Annotated in this window: 16 protein-coding genes and 3 tRNA genes; 17 read left to right on the forward strand and 2 right to left on the reverse strand. The window is 60.2% G+C overall.

All coding sequences use genetic code 11. The features are described 5' to 3' along the window. The first annotated feature begins 171 nt into the window (after positions 1 to 171). On the forward strand, positions 172 to 1182 hold the full coding sequence (locus tag BMY68_RS02605; RefSeq protein WP_085530328.1) for an aspartate-semialdehyde dehydrogenase: 1011 nt from the start codon (positions 172 to 174) through the stop codon (positions 1180 to 1182). 203 nt (positions 1183 to 1385) lie between these two features. Next, positions 1386 to 4001: a motility hub landmark protein FimV gene (locus BMY68_RS02610; protein ID WP_085530329.1), complete on the forward strand. Its 2616-nt coding sequence runs from the start codon at positions 1386 to 1388 to the stop codon at positions 3999 to 4001. Between the two features lie 77 nt (positions 4002 to 4078). Here BMY68_RS02610 and BMY68_RS02615 read toward each other — a convergent pair whose 3' ends face one another. Further along, entirely contained in the window at positions 4079 to 4738 is a 660-nt protein-coding gene (locus BMY68_RS02615; protein WP_085530330.1) for a M24 family metallopeptidase, read from the reverse strand. A gap of 230 nt (positions 4739 to 4968) precedes the next feature. On the opposite strand from BMY68_RS02615, the gene truA reads away from it, so the two are divergent. From truA to BMY68_RS02670, 11 genes are all read left to right on the forward strand, one after another. After that, complete coding sequence (gene truA / locus BMY68_RS02620; protein ID WP_016704910.1) at positions 4969 to 5793, forward strand: tRNA pseudouridine(38-40) synthase TruA; 825 nt, start codon at positions 4969 to 4971, stop codon at positions 5791 to 5793. Between the two features lie 64 nt (positions 5794 to 5857). Continuing rightward, on the forward strand, positions 5858 to 6481 hold the full coding sequence (locus BMY68_RS02625) for a phosphoribosylanthranilate isomerase (RefSeq protein ID WP_085530331.1): 624 nt from the start codon (positions 5858 to 5860) through the stop codon (positions 6479 to 6481). A 268-nt stretch (positions 6482 to 6749) separates the two neighbouring features. Then, the gene (accD, locus tag BMY68_RS02630; protein ID WP_007921980.1) at positions 6750 to 7670 is read left to right on the forward strand and encodes an acetyl-CoA carboxylase, carboxyltransferase subunit beta; all 921 of its coding nucleotides are present in this window, start codon (positions 6750 to 6752) and stop codon (positions 7668 to 7670) included. Further along, on the forward strand, positions 7667 to 8974 hold the full coding sequence (gene folC / locus BMY68_RS02635; RefSeq protein ID WP_085530332.1) for a bifunctional tetrahydrofolate synthase/dihydrofolate synthase: 1308 nt from the start codon (positions 7667 to 7669) through the stop codon (positions 8972 to 8974). Before accD ends, folC begins: the two co-directional genes overlap by 4 nt. Further along, on the forward strand, positions 8958 to 9635 hold the full coding sequence (locus BMY68_RS02640) for an SPOR domain-containing protein (RefSeq protein ID WP_085530333.1): 678 nt from the start codon (positions 8958 to 8960) through the stop codon (positions 9633 to 9635). The genes folC and BMY68_RS02640 overlap by 17 nt, the downstream gene beginning before the upstream one ends. A 98-nt stretch (positions 9636 to 9733) precedes the next feature. Then, entirely contained in the window at positions 9734 to 10291 is a 558-nt protein-coding gene (locus BMY68_RS02645; RefSeq protein WP_007921975.1) for a CvpA family protein, read from the forward strand. Between the two features lie 41 nt (positions 10292 to 10332). Then, positions 10333 to 11838 carry an amidophosphoribosyltransferase gene (gene purF / locus BMY68_RS02650; protein WP_009048108.1) on the forward strand — a complete coding sequence of 502 codons (1506 nt, stop codon included), beginning with the start codon at positions 10333 to 10335 and terminating at the stop codon, positions 11836 to 11838. 34 nt (positions 11839 to 11872) lie between these two features. Continuing rightward, the gene (locus tag BMY68_RS02655; RefSeq protein ID WP_085530334.1) at positions 11873 to 13084 is read left to right on the forward strand and encodes an O-succinylhomoserine sulfhydrylase; all 1212 of its coding nucleotides are present in this window, start codon (positions 11873 to 11875) and stop codon (positions 13082 to 13084) included. After that, positions 13081 to 13857 (forward strand): SDR family oxidoreductase, encoded by a 777-nt coding sequence (locus BMY68_RS02660; protein WP_007921969.1) that lies wholly within the window; start codon positions 13081 to 13083, stop codon positions 13855 to 13857. The genes BMY68_RS02655 and BMY68_RS02660 overlap by 4 nt, the downstream gene beginning before the upstream one ends. Before the next feature lie 159 nt (positions 13858 to 14016). Then, a tRNA-Val gene (locus tag BMY68_RS02665) sits at positions 14017 to 14092 on the forward strand. A gap of 59 nt (positions 14093 to 14151) precedes the next feature. After that, positions 14152 to 14228, forward strand: a tRNA-Asp gene (locus BMY68_RS02670). A gap of 207 nt (positions 14229 to 14435) precedes the next feature. Here BMY68_RS02670 and BMY68_RS02675 read toward each other — a convergent pair. Continuing rightward, a complete protein-coding gene (locus BMY68_RS02675) occupies positions 14436 to 15719 on the reverse strand; it encodes an NAD(P)/FAD-dependent oxidoreductase (RefSeq protein ID WP_085530335.1) in 1284 nt (427 codons plus the stop codon). Positions 15720 to 15902: 183 nt separating this feature from the next. Here BMY68_RS02675 and BMY68_RS02680 point away from each other — a divergent pair. The 4 genes from BMY68_RS02680 to BMY68_RS02695 all read left to right on the forward strand — a co-directional run bounded on the left by BMY68_RS02680 (position 15903) and on the right by BMY68_RS02695 (position 17919). After that, positions 15903 to 15979: transfer RNA gene (locus BMY68_RS02680), tRNA-Val, on the forward strand. A 422-nt stretch (positions 15980 to 16401) separates the two neighbouring features. Then, positions 16402 to 16878 (forward strand): DUF3757 domain-containing protein, encoded by a 477-nt coding sequence (locus tag BMY68_RS02685; protein WP_175534803.1) that lies wholly within the window; start codon positions 16402 to 16404, stop codon positions 16876 to 16878. 171 nt (positions 16879 to 17049) lie between these two features. Then, the gene (locus BMY68_RS02690) at positions 17050 to 17412 is read left to right on the forward strand and encodes an NUDIX hydrolase (RefSeq protein ID WP_009043045.1); all 363 of its coding nucleotides are present in this window, start codon (positions 17050 to 17052) and stop codon (positions 17410 to 17412) included. A gap of 156 nt (positions 17413 to 17568) precedes the next feature. Next, positions 17569 to 17919 (forward strand): hypothetical protein, encoded by a 351-nt coding sequence (locus tag BMY68_RS02695; RefSeq protein WP_007920558.1) that lies wholly within the window; start codon positions 17569 to 17571, stop codon positions 17917 to 17919. The last annotated feature ends 156 nt before the right edge of the window (positions 17920 to 18075 follow it).

Raw genomic sequence — 18075 nt, forward strand, 5'->3', positions numbered from 1 at the left:
TGAAAGAGCCCGCGCCTTGCAAGAGGCGCGGGCTTTTTTCATCTCGGAGCAGCTCCTGATTGCTGGCTATGAGCATGTTTGCGAAAAGTCTGATGTGCCAGATCTGATAAATTGCCTCGCCCCCAAGCGCCGGGTAAAGTGCCGCTCCCCCGTTTCGCCAGAGGTAGCACCATGAACCAGTCCTTCGATATCGCCGTTATCGGTGCCACCGGTACTGTCGGCGAAACCCTCGTCCAGATTCTCGAAGAGCGCGATTTTCCGATCGCCAATCTGCACTTGCTGGCCAGCAGTGAATCGGCGGGGCACTCGGTGCCGTTTCGTGGAAAAAATGTGCGCGTGCGTGAGGTCGACGAGTTCGATTTCAGCAAGGTGCAGCTGGCGTTTTTCGCTGCCGGCCCGGCGGTGACCCTGAGCTTCGCCCCGCGGGCGACGGCGGCCAATTGCGCGGTGATCGACCTGTCGGGCGCATTGCCTTCGGCCCAGGCACCGAATCTGGTGCCGGAAGCCAACGAGCGCGTGCTGGGCGGCCTGGAAAAGCCCGTTCAACTGAGCAGCCCCAGCGCCGCAGCCACATCGCTGGCGGTGGTCCTGGCGCCGTTGCAGGCCCTGTTCGAGATCCAGCGGGTCAACCTGACCGCCAGCCTCGCGGTGTCCACTCAGGGCCGTGAAGCGGTAACCGAGCTGGCGCGGCAGACCGCCGAATTGCTCAATGTGCGTCCGTTGGAGCCGCGATTCTTCGACCGGCAGATGGCATTCAACCTGTTGGCACAGGTCGGCACGCCCGACGAGCAAGGTCACACCTTGTTGGAAAAACGCCTGGTCCGGGAGTTGCGCGAGGTGCTGGCGCAGCCTTTATTAAAGATTTCTGTCACTTGTGTTCAAGCCCCGGTGTTTTTTGGCGATAGCTATAGCGTGACTCTGCAGTCAGCCACGGCGATCGACCTGGACGCGGTCAATGCTGCGCTCGAAGCGGCGCCCGGCATCGAGTTGGTGGAGGCGGGCGACTACCCGACCGCGGTGGGCGATGCGGTGGGGCAGGATGTGGTCTACGTTGGTCGGGTGCGCGCGGGGATCGACGACCCGGCGGAACTTAATCTCTGGCTGACGTCAGATAACGTACGCAAAGGGGCTGCGCTCAACGCCGTGCAGCTGGCTGAGTTGTTGATAAAAGACCTTCTGTAAAAGATACTTGGCAACAATTTGCAGAATGATTCTAGCTGGGCGCTATGCTTGGCTGGTTGCTGGAGGTGAGCTGCCGTCGCGCTCTTCCAAGGCATGCAGACATATATCGCGCGAAGCGGCCCTTCAGGCCGCACGCAATGCCTTACGGCAGCGCTACAACACCTTCTCGCTGGCCGAGGAATGTTCAAACAAAGGATGAGGCTATGGTTCAAGTTCGCAAACTGGTGTTAGCAATAGCGGCCGCGTCGGCGCTGTCCTCCGGTATGGCGCAGGCGCTTGGGCTCGGGGAGCTGACCCTGAAGTCGACTCTGAACCAGCCACTGGTTGCAGAAATCGAGTTGCTGGACGTCAAGGATCTTACCGCCGCCGAGGTGGTGCCGAGCCTGGCCTCGCCTGAAGATTTCGCCAAGGCGGGCGTCGATCGCCAGGCCTTTCTCAATGACCTGAGCTTTACGCCGGTGCTCAATGCCAACGGCAAGAGCGTGCTGCGGGTCACGTCGAGCCAGCCGCTCTCCGAGCCGATGGTCAAGTTCCTGGTGCAGGTGATGTGGCCCAATGGCCGTCTGCTGCGCGACTACAGCGTCTTGCTCGACCCTTCCAAGTTTTCCCCGCAAACCGCTGAAGCGGCCGCGCAATCCGCGGCACAAACTCCAGCGGTTGCCGCGCCGGTCACCGGTGCCGGCAAGCCTGCTCAATACACCACCTCGGCCCGCGACACCCTCTGGGAAATTGCGGCCAAGGCCCGCAATGGCGGTTCGGTCCAGCAAACCATGCTGGCCATCCAGGCGCTGAATCCGGATGCCTTTATCGACGGCAACATCAACCGGCTGAAAACCGGGCAGGTATTGCGCCTGCCCGATGCCGTGCAGAGCACCAGCCTGCCGCAGCCGCAAGCGATCGCCGAGGTCGCCGCGCAGAATACGGCGTGGCGTCAGGGGCGCCGCCTGGCGCCGCGTGGCGCTCAGCAGCAACTGGATGGCACCCGGCGTGCGGGCGCGGACAAGGCGCCTGCACAAGGCGCGGTCAAGGATAATCTGAGCCTGGTGTCTGCCGAGTCGGGCAAGGCGCGGGGCAAGGGGGCGGCTGGCGACAGCCAGGCGCTGAGCAACAAGCTGGCGGTGACTCAGGAAAGCCTCGATACGGCCCGGCGTGACAACGCCGAGCTGAAAAGCCGTCTGACGGACCTGCAAAGCCAGCTGGACAAGCTGCAACGCCTGATCGAATTGAAGAACGACCAGTTGGCCAAATTGCAGGCGCAAGGGGCGGGTGCCGTGGCGCCAGCACAACCGACCGCGGCCATGCCGGCACAACTGGCCGAGCAGCCTGCGACCCCGGCGGCGCCAGTGGCCGATCCTGCGGCAACGTCGGGCGAGGCCTCGGCTGAAGCGGCACCGGCCCAGGCGCAAACACCGGCGTCCGATGAGGACAAATTCAACGACCTGCTGACCAATCCGATCCTCCTGGGGCTGGCGGGCGGCGGGGCAGTGTTGGTGCTGTTGTTGCTGCTGTTGCTGGCTCGCCGTCGCAAGGCTCGGCAGGAGGCGGAAAAGCATCTGCGCATGGCTCGCGCCCTGTCCGAAGAGTCTGAGCTGTCCAAGGATCTGGATCTGCCGGAAAGCAGCTTCGAAGGCCTTGAAGTTCCACCGCCGAGCGTCAAGCTCGCTCCAGCTCCAGCTCCAGCTCCAGCTCCAGCTCCAGCTCCAGCTCCGGTCGTGGTGCCTGTGGTGGCCGCGGCGCCGGTGGCTGCCGCAGTCGAGCATCCGGCCGATGTGCTGGATCAGGCCCAGTCCCATATCGATGGCGGTCGCCTGAACCAGGCGGCGGCGATCCTGGAGGAGGCGGTCAAGCTGGAGCCGCAGCGTAGCGAGGTGCGCTTGAAGCTGATGGAAGTCTACGGTCATCAGGGCGATCGCAGCGCCTTTGTGGCCCAGGAGCGTCAGCTGGTGGCCAATGGCAAGAATCACGCTGAAGTCGAACAGCTGAAAAGCCGTTTCCCGGCAATGGCTGCTGTGGCGGCTGCGGGTCTCGGCGCTGCGGCCGCAGCGGCGGCGCTGGATGCTCAGTACGTCAAGGAGCTGTTGCTCGACGAGCCGCAGGAGCCAGCGCCGGCACCGGCTGTCGACGACCTGGATACCGACTTCGATCTGAGCCTGGACGATCTGGAGGCAGCCTCTCCAGCGGCGCCGGTTGCTCCGGCTGTTCCTGCTCAAGTTGAGCCTGAGCTGGACGACTTCCCGCTGGATGACGACCTGAGCTTCGAGTCGGTGCTGCAGCAGCAAACCGCAGCCAAGGAAAGCCTGGATGATCTGTCGGATTTCGACCTGGATCTGGGTGAGGATCTTCCTGCAGCGGCGCAAGCCGATGAGGATTTCCTTCTCAGCCTGGATGACGACCTGAAGGATCTGCCGGCTGTCGAAGTGCCTACGGTGACCGAAGCTGCGCTCGACGATCTTGAGCTGCCTGCGGACTTCGACTTGTCCCTGGCGGACGAGATGGATGCACAACCCGCTGCCAAGGATGCTTTCGCTTCCGAGCTGGACGATGTCAACGCCGAGCTGGATCGCTTGTCGCAAAGCCTCGAGCAGCCGGACCTGGCCGAGCCGACCTTTACCGCAGAGGATGCCGCAGGCAGTGCCGACGAAGGGGATTTCGATTTCCTTTCCGGCGCCGATGAAGTGGCGACCAAGCTCGATCTGGCCCAGGCCTACATCGACATGGGCGATAACGATGGCGCGCGGGATATTCTCGGCGAAGTCATCAGCGAAGGTAATGACGGTCAGAAAAGCGAAGCCAAGGAAATGCTCGCGCGTCTGGCCTGAGTCGGCGCTAGCAGCAAAAAACGGCAGCCATCGAGGCTGCCGTTTTTGTTTCTGGGCCCATGGCAGCGCTTGCGCGGTTAAGCCAGCAGGTCTTCGTAGAAGGCGCCGAACGGCCGGGTAGGGTGGGCGATCTGGATTTCCAGAATCCACAGGCCGACGTTGGGGCATGCCTCGAAGTTGCCCAGGTCGCCCGCTCGATAAATGGCATGGGGGAAGTCGCTGACCCGGTGCCCCTTGATCTCAAGGTTCAGCACCCAGCCCATGGCGATCGCCTGTTCTTCGGCATAGCGATACAGGGCAGGGCCGGCCACCTTGTGCTCGTTCCAGTGATCACGAACCCGTTCGAACAGGGTTTGGGCCGCCGTGGCGCAGGCTTGCATCTCGGGATCGTTGCCGGTGACGAAGGTGGCGCCGCAATCGCCTTCGTGTCGGTCCCAGACCACCCCCAGGTCAATAAAGAAGATGTCGTTGTCGCCCAGTATCGGATCGCCTTCGGAGCGTTGCTTGAAGGTCTTCAGGGTGTTTTCGCCAAAGCGCACCAGCGCCGGATGCCAGATCCGGTCCATGCCCAATTCCGCAAGCACCTCCAGCCCCAAGGCGCGAGCCTGGGATTCGAGCATGCCTGGCTGAATGCGCGCGGCTGTCTGCGCGATGGCTTCCCAGGTCTTGCGCTTGGCGTGGAGCATACCTTGCAGGCTGTAGGCGAGGCCCACGGCCTCCTTGTTGATGGCGGTCATTGGTCAGGTCCCGGTCGAGTGGATTTATGCTTGTCGCTATGTACTTGTCTATATAGCGTTTGTCTTGGTTTTCACGCAATCCTGTTTGCGCTCGCTGGCGCTTAATGGGCAAACATCAACTAAAAGCGGGCCGCGCATGGCGTCTGCTTGCGCGCGCCTTATAATGGCTGCCTTTGCGCATATCAGCAGGCTGTAAGTTCTTGGCAAATATAGATAACGCGGCCGCCGAAATGGCGGCCGCAGGCTTTTTCAGAATCGCGTTGGGTGTCGAATACAAGGGCTCGCGTTATCGCGGCTGGCAGCGTCAGGCTTCCGGTGTCCCGAGTGTCCAGGAAACCCTCGAGAAGGCGCTGTCCCGGGTGGCGGACTCACCGGTGCTGCTGTCTTGCGCTGGACGTACCGACGCCGGCGTGCACGCCTGTGGGCAGGTGGTGCACTTCGATACCCAGGCCGAGCGTTCGATGAAGGCGTGGGTGATGGGGGCCAATATCAACCTGCCCCACGACATCAGCGTGAGCTGGGCCAAGGTCATGCCGGCGCATTTTCATGCGCGGTTCAAGGCGATTGCCCGCCGCTATCGCTACGTGATCTACAACGACCAGATCCGTCCGGCGCACTTGAACGAGGAGATCACCTGGAATCACCGGCCGCTGGATGTCGAGCGGATGGCCGAGGCTGCCCAGCATCTGGTGGGCACCCATGATTTCAGTGCATTTCGGGCAGGGCAGTGCCAGGCCAAGTCGCCGATCAAGGAAATCCACCATCTGCGGGTCACCCGGCACGGCAAGATGATTGTCCTGGATATCCGCGCCAGCGCGTTCCTGCATCACATGGTGCGCAATATCGCCGGAGTGCTGATGACCATCGGCGCGGGCGAGCGTCCGGTCGAGTGGGCCAGGGAAGTGCTGGAGAGCCGGATTCGCCGCACGGGCGGGGTGACGGCGCATCCTTTCGGACTGTATCTGGTGCAGGTCGAGTATCACGATGAGTTCGAGCTGCCCGAGCGATACATCGGGCCACATTTCCTCACCGGCTTCTCGGAACTTGACGGCTGACGCCCGGAAAAGCATTTGCTACCATCCGGGACTTTCCCCGGATTTGCCCTGAGGTTTAAACGACATGTCAGCCGTTCGCAGCAAAATTTGTGGGATTACCCGCATTGAGGATGCGTTGGCGGCGGTCGAGGCCGGGGCCGATGCCATCGGGCTGGTGTTCTACGCCAAGAGCCCACGGGCGGTGAGTGTGCAGCAGGCACGGGCGATCATTGCCGCGCTGCCGCCGTTCGTGACCACCGTGGGCCTGTTCGTCAATGCCAGCCGCTGCGAGCTGGGCGAGATCCTCGATGCAGTGCCGCTGGACCTGTTGCAGTTTCACGGCGATGAAACGCCGGCGGACTGCGAGGGCTATCACCGGCCCTACATCAAGGCGCTGCGGGTCAAGGCCGGCGACGATATTGCCAGCCGTTGCGCGGCTTATGCGCGGGCCAGCGGCATCCTGCTCGATACCTATGTCGAGGGTGTACCGGGCGGAACCGGCGAAGCCTTCGATTGGTCACTGGTACCGCAAGGCTTGAGCAAGCCGATTATCCTGGCCGGTGGCTTGACTGCCGAGAATGTCGGCCAGGCGATAGCGCAGGTTCGCCCGTACGCCGTGGATGTCAGCGGCGGGGTGGAGCGGAGCAAGGGCATCAAGGATCACGCAAAGATTCGCGCATTTATGCAGGCCGTTCGCGGCAGCTGTTAGTCGATGTGACGGCTGGCAGTCTGCCGCCGTCCATAACACCACTGTACAAAACAGGCCGGCACCGTCGCTGGACGGGCCGAAATCGAAGTGGCAGCCGCTCTATCCGGGGGTTGCCGGGATGGCTGAGGAGCCGTTCGGTACAGGCAGGTCAAGCTCGCGCTGACCGCGGTAGCGAACAGATCATCGCCGCACACATGAATTTAGCTCAAGGGCATACGCGGGGCCGCGAACCAGAGCGTTCGGGCCGCCGGTACTGGAGAAAGAAAGCATGAGCAACTGGTTAGTAGACAAACTGATCCCTTCGATCATGCGTTCCGAGGTGAAGAAAAGCTCGGTGCCTGAAGGTCTGTGGCACAAGTGCCCGTCCTGCGAGGCGGTGCTGTATCGTCCGGAGCTGGAAAAGACCCTGGACGTCTGCCCCAAGTGCAACCACCACATGCGTATCGGCGCTCGCGCCCGTATCGACATTTTCCTCGACGCTGAGGGCCGTGCCGAACTGGGCGCCGACCTGGAGCCGGTAGACCGTCTGAAATTCCGCGACGGCAAGAAGTACAAGGATCGCCTCACCGCGGCCCAGAAGCAGACCGGTGAAAAGGACGCGCTGATTTCCATGAGCGGTACCCTGCTGGGGATGCCGGTGGTGGTATCGGCGTTCGAGTTCTCCTTCATGGGCGGCTCCATGGGTGCCATCGTTGGCGAGCGTTTTGTGCGTGCTGCCAACTATGCGCTGGAAAAGCGTTGCCCGATGGTCTGCTTCTCCGCTTCCGGCGGTGCGCGGATGCAGGAAGCGCTGATCTCCCTGATGCAGATGGCCAAGACCTCCGCGGTGCTGGCGCGTCTGCGTGAAGAAGGCCTGCCATTCATTTCTGTGTTGACCGACCCGGTCTACGGTGGCGTTTCCGCCAGCCTGGCGATGCTGGGTGACGTGATTGTCGCCGAACCCAAGGCCCTGGTCGGTTTCGCCGGCCCTCGCGTGATCGAGCAGACCGTGCGTGAAAAACTGCCGGAAGGTTTCCAGCGCAGCGAGTTCCTGCTGGAGCATGGCGCTATCGACATGATCATCCCGCGCCAGGAGCTGCGTCCGCGTCTGGGTAACCTGCTGGCTCAACTGATGGGCTTGCCGACGCCTGAGTTCGTGGCCGCGCCCGTCGAGGCGATCGTAGTGCCACCGGTGCCTGCAAACATATGACCGAGCGTACCCTTGGCGACTGGCTTGCCTACCTTGAGCAGTTGCATCCGTCAGCCATCGACATGGGGCTGGAGCGCTCGCAAGAAGTAGCGTCCCGCATGGGATTGGGCAGGCTGGCGCCTCGGGTCGTCACGGTGACCGGTACCAACGGCAAGGGTTCTACCTGTGCGTTCGTGGCGTCCTTGCTGCGAGCCCAGGGGCTGAAGGTCGGTGTCTACAATTCCCCCCATCTGTTGCGCTACAACGAGCGCGTGCAGATCGATGGCGTCGAAGCCAGCGATGCCGAGCTGTGCGAGGCCTTTGTCGCGGTCGAAGCCGGGCGCGGTGAAATTTCCCTGACCTATTTCGAGATGGGTACCCTGGCGGCCTTCTGGCTGTTCCAGCGTGCCGGTCTCGATGCCGTGGTGCTGGAAGTCGGCCTGGGTGGGCGCCTGGATGCGGTCAACCTGGTGGATGCGGATCTGGCGCTGGTCACCAGTATCGGCGTCGACCATGCCGATTACCTGGGTGACACCCGTGAGTCCGTGGCCTTCGAGAAGGCCGGGATTTTCCGTCAGGGCGCGCCTGCGCTCTGCGGTGACCTGAATCCCCCTCAGCCCTTGCTGGATAAGGCGCGTGAATTGAACTGCCCGTTCTTCCTGCGCGGTCGTGATTTCGACCTGGGGATCACCGAGGCGAACTGGCAGTGGCGGGGGCTCGATGCGCGGGGCAATGCTGTCGAGCTGCGCGACTTGCCGCTGCTCGATCTGCCCATGGAGAACGCCGCGCTGGCCTTGCAGGCCTATTTGTTGCTGGGGCTGCCTTGGCAGGCTGAACGCATCGCCGAAGCCTTGCAGCAGACGCGAGTGGTCGGGCGCCTGGATCGCCGTCAATTCGAATGGCAGGGCAAGCGCCTGAACCTGTTGCTGGATGTCGGGCACAACCCTCATGCCGCGGAGTATCTGGCCGAGCGCCTGATGCGCCGACCAGTGGCGGGCAAGCGCCTGGCGGTATTTGGCCTGTTGGCGGACAAGGATCTGGAGGGCGTGGTTGCCCGCCTGGATGCCTGTGTCGAGCATTGGGCGGTGGCGCCGCTGGATTCTGCCCGTGCGCGTCCCGTTGCGGACTTGCAGGCGGCACTGCAGAACCTTGGGGCTTCGGTAGCGTCTTATGAAAGTGTCGCCGCAGCCTTGGAAGGGCAGTGTGCGCAGGCTACGGCCGAAGACGAGATTCTGCTGTTCGGATCTTTTTATTGTGTTGCCGAGGCGCTCGAGTGGCTCGCTCGGCGCTCCACGGAGGAAGCTGCACATGGCTATGCTGGATAACGTCTACAAGCAGCGAATGGTTGGGGCCTTGGTTCTGGTGGCGTTGGCGGTGATTTTCCTGCCGATGCTGTTTTCCCGCGAAGATGAGCAGCGGCATATCAATGTCGAGGCGCCAGCAGCGCCTCAGGCGCCTGCTGTAACCCAGGTGCAAGTCGAGCCTGTGGTGGTGCCAGAGCCGCAGGCGCTGCCACAGGAGCCGGTACCCACCGATGAAGAAGTGGCCCAGCAGGCCGCGCCTTCGATGCCGATTGCGCCAAGCGCTCCGGTTGCTCCGGCTCCAGTCTCGGTGGCACCGCCAGTCGCCGCGAGCAAGCCCGTGACTCCACCTCCAGCGCCAGCCCCCAAGCCGGCTCCGGCCCAGCCGATTGCCGCAGCGCCAGCCAAGCCCGATGCGACCCCAAGCCGTGTCGATGCAAACGGCCTGTCGGTCAGTTGGTCGGTGCAACTGGCCAGCCTGTCCAGTCGGGAAAGTGCTGAAAACCTGCAGAAAACCCTGCGCAGCCAGGGGTACAACGCTTATATCCGTTCCGCCGATGGCAAGAACCGGGTATTCGTCGGTCCATTGATCGAGCGGGCCGAGGCAGACCGCCTGCGCGATTTGCTGAGCCGTCAGCAGAACCTCAAGGGTTTTGTCGTGCGCTTCCAGCCTGAGCGCGGTTAAGGCTATCGCCTTGATTTGCAAAGCACAGTGAATCGCAGCTTACCGACGGCCATGCGCTCTGTTAAAATGCGCCGCCTTATCCGTCTGTAGGCTGCACTGTGCCATTTACCTGGGTTGACTGGGCGATCGTTGCAATCATCGCCATCTCCGCTTTGATCAGTTTGAGCCGCGGCTTCGTCAAAGAAGCGCTGTCGCTGCTTACCTGGATCGTCGCAGGAGTCGTTGCCTGGATGTTTGGTGGCTCTCTGTCCGAATACCTCAGCGGATACATCGAGACTCCCTCGGCTCGCGTGATCGCGGGCTGTGCCATCATGTTTGTCGCCACTTTAATCGTGGGCGCAATGATCAATTATCTTATCGGCGAATTGGTTCGCGTCACCGGGCTATCCGGGACCGATCGATTCCTCGGCATGGCCTTCGGCGCGGCGCGTGGCGCGTTGCTGGTGGTCGTGGCGGTCGGGCTATTGAGCCTGGGGCCGGTACAACAGGATTCCTGGTGGCAGCAGTCGCGACTGGTGCCACAATTTCTATTGGTTGCAGACTGGTCAAAAAACCTCATATTGGGGTGGAGCAGTCAGTGGCTGGCCAGCGGTATCAGCGTACCCGCTGAAATACCGTTCAAGGAACAACTCTTACCGGCCAAAACGCCTCAGTAAGATGTGTTCAGTTCAGTTTCATTAAGTAGGGGTTGCGTCGCATGTGTGGCATCGTCGGTATCGTCGGTAAGTCGAACGTCAATCAGGCGCTGTATGACGCGCTAACCGTCCTCCAGCACCGCGGCCAGGACGCTGCCGGTATCGTGACCAGCCATGATGGCCGGTTATTCCTGCGCAAGGACAACGGCCTGGTCCGTGACGTTTTCCATCAACGGCACATGCAGCGCCTGGTCGGTCACATGGGTATCGGCCATGTGCGGTATCCGACCGCTGGCAGCTCGACTTCGGCCGAAGCTCAACCGTTTTACGTCAACTCGCCTTACGGCATCACCCTGGCGCATAACGGTAACCTGACCAATGTTGAACAGCTGGCCAAGGAGATCTACGAATCTGACTTGCGCCACGTCAACACCAATTCCGATTCGGAAGTCCTGCTCAACGTCTTCGCTCACGAGCTGGCCCAGCGCGGCAAGCTGCAACCGACCGAAGAAGACGTGTTCGCCGCCGTGACCGACGTGCACAACCGTTGCGTTGGCGGTTATGCGGTAGTCGCCATGGTCACCGGTTATGGCATCGTTGGCTTCCGCGACCCTCACGGTATTCGCCCGATCGTTTTCGGTCAGCGTCACACCGACGAAGGCGTCGAATACATGATCGCCTCCGAAAGCGTGTCCCTGGATGTGCTGGGCTTCACCTTGATTCGCGACCTGGCGCCGGGCGAGGCGGTCTACATTACTGAAGACGGCAAGCTGCACACCCGTCAGTGCGCGACCAATCCGAAGCTGACTCCGTGCATTTTCGAACACGTCTACCTGGCGCGTCCGGACTCGATCATCGACGGCGTGTCGGTGTACAAGGCGCGCCTGCGCATGGGCGAGAAGCTGGCCGAGAAGATCCTGCGCGAGCGTCCGGATCACGATATCGATGTGGTCATCCCGATTCCGGATACCAGCCGTACCGCGGCGCTGGAGCTGGCGAACCACCTGGGCGTCAAGTTCCGCGAAGGTTTCGTGAAGAACCGCTACATCGGCCGGACCTTCATCATGCCGGGCCAGGCTGCGCGGAAAAAATCCGTGCGCCAGAAACTCAATGCCATCGAGCTGGAGTTCCGCGGCAAGAACGTGATGCTGGTGGATGACTCGATCGTTCGTGGCACCACCTGCAAGCAGATCATCCAGATGGCCCGTGAAGCCGGCGCGAAGAATGTCTACTTCTGCTCCGCGGCGCCTGCCGTGCGTTTCCCGAACGTGTACGGCATCGACATGCCGAGCGCTCACGAACTGATCGCACACAATCGTTCGACTCAGGATGTGGCCGATCTGATCGGCGCCGACTGGCTGATCTATCAGGATCTACCTGACCTGATCGAAGCGGTCGGTGGCGGCAAGATCAAGATCGAGAGCTTCGACTGCGCGGTGTTCGACGGCAAATATGTCACTGGCGACGTCGACGAGGCCTACCTGAACAAGATCGAAAACGCACGTAACGATGCCTCCAAGGCCAAGACCCAGGCGGTCAGTGCGATCATCGATCTGTACAACAACTGATTTAGAGCATTAGAAGACATAAGGAGTAGGCGGCATGAGTCAGGATTGGGATGCCGGTCGGCTGGACAGCGACCTTGATGGCGTAGCTTTCGACACCCTGGCCGTGCGCGCCGGCCAACACCGTACCCCGGAAGGGGAGCACGGCGATCCGATGTTCTTCACCTCCAGCTACGTGTTCCGCACGGCCGCCGATGCGGCCGCGCGGTTCGCTGGCGAGGTGCCGGGCAATGTCTATTCCCGCTACACCAACCCGACCGTGCGGGCGTTCGAAGAACGTATCGCCGCCCTGGAAGGTGCCGAGCAGGCTGTAGCCACGGCCACTGGCATGGCGGCGATTCTCTCGGTGGTCATGAGTTTGTGCAGCGCGGGCGACCATGTATTGGTTTCGCGCAGTGTGTTTGGCTCGACCATTAGCCTGTTCGAAAAGTATTTCAAGCGCTTCGGTATCGAGGTCGATTACGTGCCCCTGGCGGACCTGTCCGGTTGGGATGCGGCGATCAAGGCCAATACCAAGTTGCTGTTCGTTGAATCACCGTCCAACCCGCTCGCCGAACTGGTGGATATCGCTGCGTTGTCCGAAATCGCTCACGCCAAGGGCGCGATGCTGGTGGTCGACAACTGTTTCTGTACCCCGGCGTTGCAGCAGCCGCTGAAGCTGGGCGCGGACGTGGTGGTGCACTCGGCGACCAAGTTCATCGATGGTCAGGGGCGTTGCATGGGCGGTGTGGTGGCTGGCCGCAGCGAACAGATGAAAGAGGTGGTGGGTTTCCTGCGTACCGCGGGACCGACCCTGAGTCCGTTCAACGCCTGGATCTTCCTCAAGGGCCTCGAAACCCTCAACCTGCGGATGCGCGCCCATTGTGCCAATGCCCAGGCCCTGGCCGAATGGCTGGAGCAGCAGGACGGTATCGAGAAGGTGCACTACGCCGGTCTGCCAAGCCATCCGCAATACGAACTGGCCAAGCGTCAGCAACGTGGTTTCGGCGCGGTGGTGAGCTTTGAGGTCAAGGGCGGCAAGGACGGGGCCTGGCGTTTTATCGACGCCACTCGCCTGATTTCCATTACCGCTAACCTGGGCGATAGCAAGACCACCATCACTCATCCGAGCACCACCTCTCACGGCCGTCTGGCGCCGCAAGAGCGTGAAGCGGCGGGCATTCGTGACAGCCTGATTCGCATCGCTGTCGGCCTTGAGGATGTGCTGGACCTGCAAACCGACCTGGCGCGCGGGTTGGCAGCCTTGTGATCGAGTTGTCCGAACAGCAGAGCATTGCCAACGGCCGCGTCGCGCTGGTGACTGGCGCGGCACGCGGTATCGGCCTGGGCATCGCTGCCTGGCTGATCAGCGAAGGCTGGCAGGTGGTGCTGACCGATCTGGATCGGGTACGCGGCTCCCAGGTGGCCAAGGTCCTGGGTGACAGTGCCTGGTTCATTGGCATGGATGTGGCGGATGAAGCGCAGGTCGCCCTGGGTGTCGCCGAAGTGCTGGGGCAGTTCGGGCGCCTCGATGCGCTGGTGTGTAACGCAGCAGTCGCTGACCCGCGCAACATCACCCTGGAAAGCCTCGACCTGGCTTACTGGAATCGGGTGCTGGCGGTGAACCTCAGCGGTCCGATGCTCCTGGCCAAGCACTGTGCGCCATATTTGCGTGCTCATGGCGGAGCCATCGTCAACCTGGCATCTACCCGTGCCCGGCAATCGGAGCCGGACACTGAAGCCTATGCGGCGAGCAAGGGCGGTTTGCTGGCCTTGACTCATGCATTGGCCATGAGCCTGGGGCCGGAGATCCGGGTCAATGCGGTCAGCCCCGGCTGGATCGACGCTCGGGACCCGGCGGCGCGTCGGGCCGAGCCCCTGAGCGATGCCGATCATGCCCAGCATCCGGCGGGCAGGGTAGGGACGGTCGAGGATGTGGCGGCGATGGTGGCGTGGCTGTTGTCGAAGAACTCCGGTTTTGTCACTGGTCAGGAGTTTGTGGTCGACGGCGGTATGAGCAAAAAAATGATTTATCGCGACTGATGGCGTGGGGAGGGCGCAACGAGCACGGCTTTAGGTCGTCGGTGTTGTTGATTCCTTTTTCAGGCGTTGTCGTGATTTTGTCTTTTTCAGAAAAACTTCAAGCAGGGTATTGACTTAGCATCGGTATCTGCGTAAATTTCGCGGCCTCAACGAAGCAAAGGGTGATTAGCTCAGCCGGGAGAGCATCTGCCTTACAAGCAGAGGGTCGGCGGTTCGATCCCGTCATCACCCACCACTTCTTGAGTGTCTTTCGAAAGAAAGGCGGAGGCTTCCACGGAAGCATCCAACCGACGCGCAGCGGTAGTTCAGTCGGTTAGAATACCGGCCTGTCACGCCGGGGGTCGCGGGTTCGAGTCCCGTCCGCTGCGCCATATCTACTTGAAGGAACACTGAACGCCTTCAAGTGACGAAGAAGCCGCAAGCTCTTCGGATCGATAGCAAAGGCCCTGGTCGAAAGACCGGGGTTTTTTGTTTTCGGAATCCGGCTTTTTTGATGCTGCTCAGGCAGTCGATATTGCCTCTCTGCAAATAAAAAACCGCCTTATGGGCGGTTTTTTATTTGCAGAGAGGCAGGGTTATCAGAACCCCAGCTTGTCCCGCAGGCTGTAATACCAGGCGCCCATTGCGGTAAATGGGGTGCGCAACAGCTGGCCGCCAGGGAAGGGGTAGTGCGGCAGCTCGGCAAAGGCGTCAAAACGTTCTGCCTGGCCGCGCAGGGCCTCTGCCAGTACCTTGCCCGCCAGATGGGTGTAGGTGACGCCATGGCCGCTGCAGCCCTGGGAGTAGTAGATGTTGTCGCCCAGGCGTCCGACTTGCGGCAGACGCGACAGGGTCAGCAGGAAGTTGCCGGTCCAGGCGTAGTCGATCTTCACATCCTTGAGTTGCGGGAAGGCCTTGAGCATCTTCGGTCGGATGATGGCTTCGATATTTGCCGGGTCGCGAGCGCCGTAGACTACGCCGCCGCCAAAGATAAGGCGCTTGTCGGCGGAAAGACGGTAGTAATCCAGCAGATAGTTGCAGTCCTCGACGCAGTAGTCCTGGGGAAGCAGACTTTTTGCTAGCTCATCGCTCAATGGTTCAGTGGTGATGACCTGGGTGCCGCACGGCATCGACTTGGCGGCCAGCTCCGGCACCAGGTTGCCCAGGTAGGCGTTGCCCGCGACTATGACGAACTTGGCCCTGACCTTGCCTTGAGGGGTATGTATCACCGGATTGGCGCCGCGTTCGATGCGTACCGCCGGGGACTGCTCGTAGATAACGCCACCCAGGGATTCCACGGCTGCCGCTTCACCCAGTGCCAGATTGAGTGGGTGGATATGCCCGCCGCTCATGTCGAGCATGCCGCCCTGGTACAGGTCACAAGCGACGACTTCGCGAATGCGGCGCTGATCCAGCAATTCCAGCTGGGTGTGGCCGTAGCGCTTCCACAGGCGCTTCTGCGACTCCAGGTGACCCATCTGCTTGCTGGTGATGGCGGCGAACACTCCGCCATCCTTCAGGTCGCACTGGATTTGATACTTGGCGACCCGCTCACGGATGATCCTGCCGCCTTCAAAGGCCATCTGGCCAAGCAGTTGAGCTTGCTTGGGGCCGACACTGCGTTCAATCACATCAATGTCACGGCTATAGCTATTGACGATCTGTCCACCGTTGCGCCCGGAAGCGCCGAAACCTACCTTGGCCGCTTCCAGGACAGTGACTTTAAAACCATTCTCAAGCAGGAACAGGGCGCTGGAGAGGCCGGTATAGCCAGCACCGATCACACAGACATCGGTTTCCACATCATCTTGCAGCAGCGGGCGGGCTGGAGCAGCGTTGGCTGACGTCGCGTAATACGACTGTGGGTAAGGTGTGTTCGCCATCCTGCAACCTCTGTTTAATATTCTTGACGATTGCGTGGATCCTACCTGAGTTGAAAAACGCCTACCAGCCATCGAAAAATCTTCTTGGCAGGCTCAAAAAATAAAAATTCGCATATTCAGAGGGTTAGCTGCAAAAAAGGTGTTGACACCCCTCCGGAATTCCGTAGAATGCCGCCTCACAGCAGGCACGTAGCTCAGTTGGTTAGAGCACCACCTTGACATGGTGGGGGTCGTTGGTTCGAGTCCAATCGCGCCTACCAAACAAAATCCGCTCTGCTGGGCGGTCTAGAAGGGCCCACCGAAAGGTGGGCCCTTTTTTGTTGTCCGCGGTTTTCAAAACCTTTGCGAAGCCGCCACTCAAAAGGCCAAGTCGGCACCTGCTTCCAGGTACACGATCTCTTTTTCGGCATGCCCTTCCTGATAGTGTTCTTTCAAGGTCCACCGATGACTTCAAGCTGGAGATTTTCGCGGCGTTGGAGGCAGGCCTGGTCCAGATGGATAGCACGCTTTAGTCAGGGGCGTCGTTGTGACTGCACTTTGCAACTGACTGCCAAGAGCAGGCGCTTCGATGGAGAGACTGCTGGGCTTAAGAGAAAAAACTAATATTTTAGGAATCGTCCTACATTCTAAAGTTGTTCTAGTTGATAGAACCTTCCTTCTGATATTTACGAAGGAATGGAACGTGTCTAGATTGTTGGGTTGGGTGTTGCTGTGTTCGCAGCTATTTACATTCGTGCATGCTGCGCCTGGTAGCAATGACCTCAATATCCCTGACTGGCCGGGTGATCAGGAATCATGTCCTTCGCCGCGAGATATCAAGGGCGTGATGGGGATTTTTAGCGCGCCAGCTAAAAGTGAGGGTGTTGAATGGACAGGTGTGCTGGTTGACGGTGCCATGGAAGCTGTTACCAACTTCGAGAAAAGCTATTTTGTATTGACTCACCAAGGTGTCGATAAAGTTGGTTTTATAAATAGCTGTATCTATGTGACCTCCGGTGGCCGATATTTGAATATGCATCTTGATCTCGGCGGTCATTACAAACAGGTCATGTGGATTGGAAGCTCGTTGTCATGGAAAGAGTCTCGAGACTTCTCCTCATCAACAATCCTGGAGTGCACGGATACCTATAGAGATGCATGCAGTTTTTATTTGAAGTGAATGTCTCCGTCTGTATGGATGGGTTTTGTTCCAGGTTATGCCGTTGTCTTTTTGGCATCCTTAATGCTTATGCATTTCATGACATTTTTGTGACACTTTTAAGTCGGTTTTCGGTCTGTATGCACGTTCCCTGCGCAATACGGGCAGGATGTGGTCGGGTAGGGTGCAGGTATGAAGAGTAGAGCGACGGTAATTTGTGCGCACGGAGGGCAAATTCTTTTTGTCCGCAAGGATCGCGCAAAATGGTCTTTACCGGGCGGCAAGGTCGAGCCTGGGGAGTCTCCCGCTGCTGCCGCGATACGTGAGTTGCGGGAAGAGACAGGGCTGGATGCCAGTGAGCCTCTTTACATCCTGGAGTTCGACGCCGGCAATGTACGGCATCACGTATTCGAGGTTGCCGTGGCCAATGCCGAGGATGCCCGGCCCTTGAATGAAATTGCAGCCATTGCTTGGCATGCCTATGGGGCTGCCCGTGAGCTGGATGCAACGGCTGCCACCAAGAGTATTGTGAGCTCGTTTTTACGCCGCCTTTAACCGAGATGTTATCGATTCATGAAGAAGCCCGCCTTGCGCGGGTTTTTGTTTTTCCGGCCAGTGAGCGAAATGGTCTGCGAGTGGTTTTCTCGCAGCCGAGTGCCAATGGCTTGTCATGTGAGTGATACAGTCGCGTTTTTACGGCGAGGTAGCGTGATGCGGGTGTTGATGGCGGTAATGGTCGTGGCGTTGCTGGCGGGGTGTGCCGGCTCGGCGATGAATGAGGCACGTTCGAAGAGCCCCTACAAGGTGCTCTCGTCGGCCAAGGCGGAGCAAATCGTGGCGCAGTGTGTGCAGTTTGCCTGGCAGGACGAAGCTGTGTTCGGTGTGGATGCGTCGGCCTATCTGGAATCTGCCAAGGTGGGTGGATACACGGTCTATACCCGTTCGGCGGAGTCCTTTGCCGATATTCGGGGGCAGGCTTCGGGTACCACCGTCAATTATTACGCGGTCCAGGACAACTGGGTCGCCAAGCGTAGACTGGCCGCATTGGCGACTTGCCTGTAATTCCTTTTTGAACGCTATCCAGTAAACGGATCATGAACCCGGCTCTTGCCGGGTTTATGGTTTATTGAATATCTCCATTGTTTTTCCTGAAGGGTTGGTTGACAAGAGGCTAGTTGAATATTCATTTAGTTGCTTGTGTAAGTTATTTGCCTTTCT

Source organism: Pseudomonas sp. NFACC41-3 (genome assembly GCF_900109505.1).
Lineage (GTDB): Bacteria > Pseudomonadota > Gammaproteobacteria > Pseudomonadales > Pseudomonadaceae > Aquipseudomonas > Aquipseudomonas chlororaphis.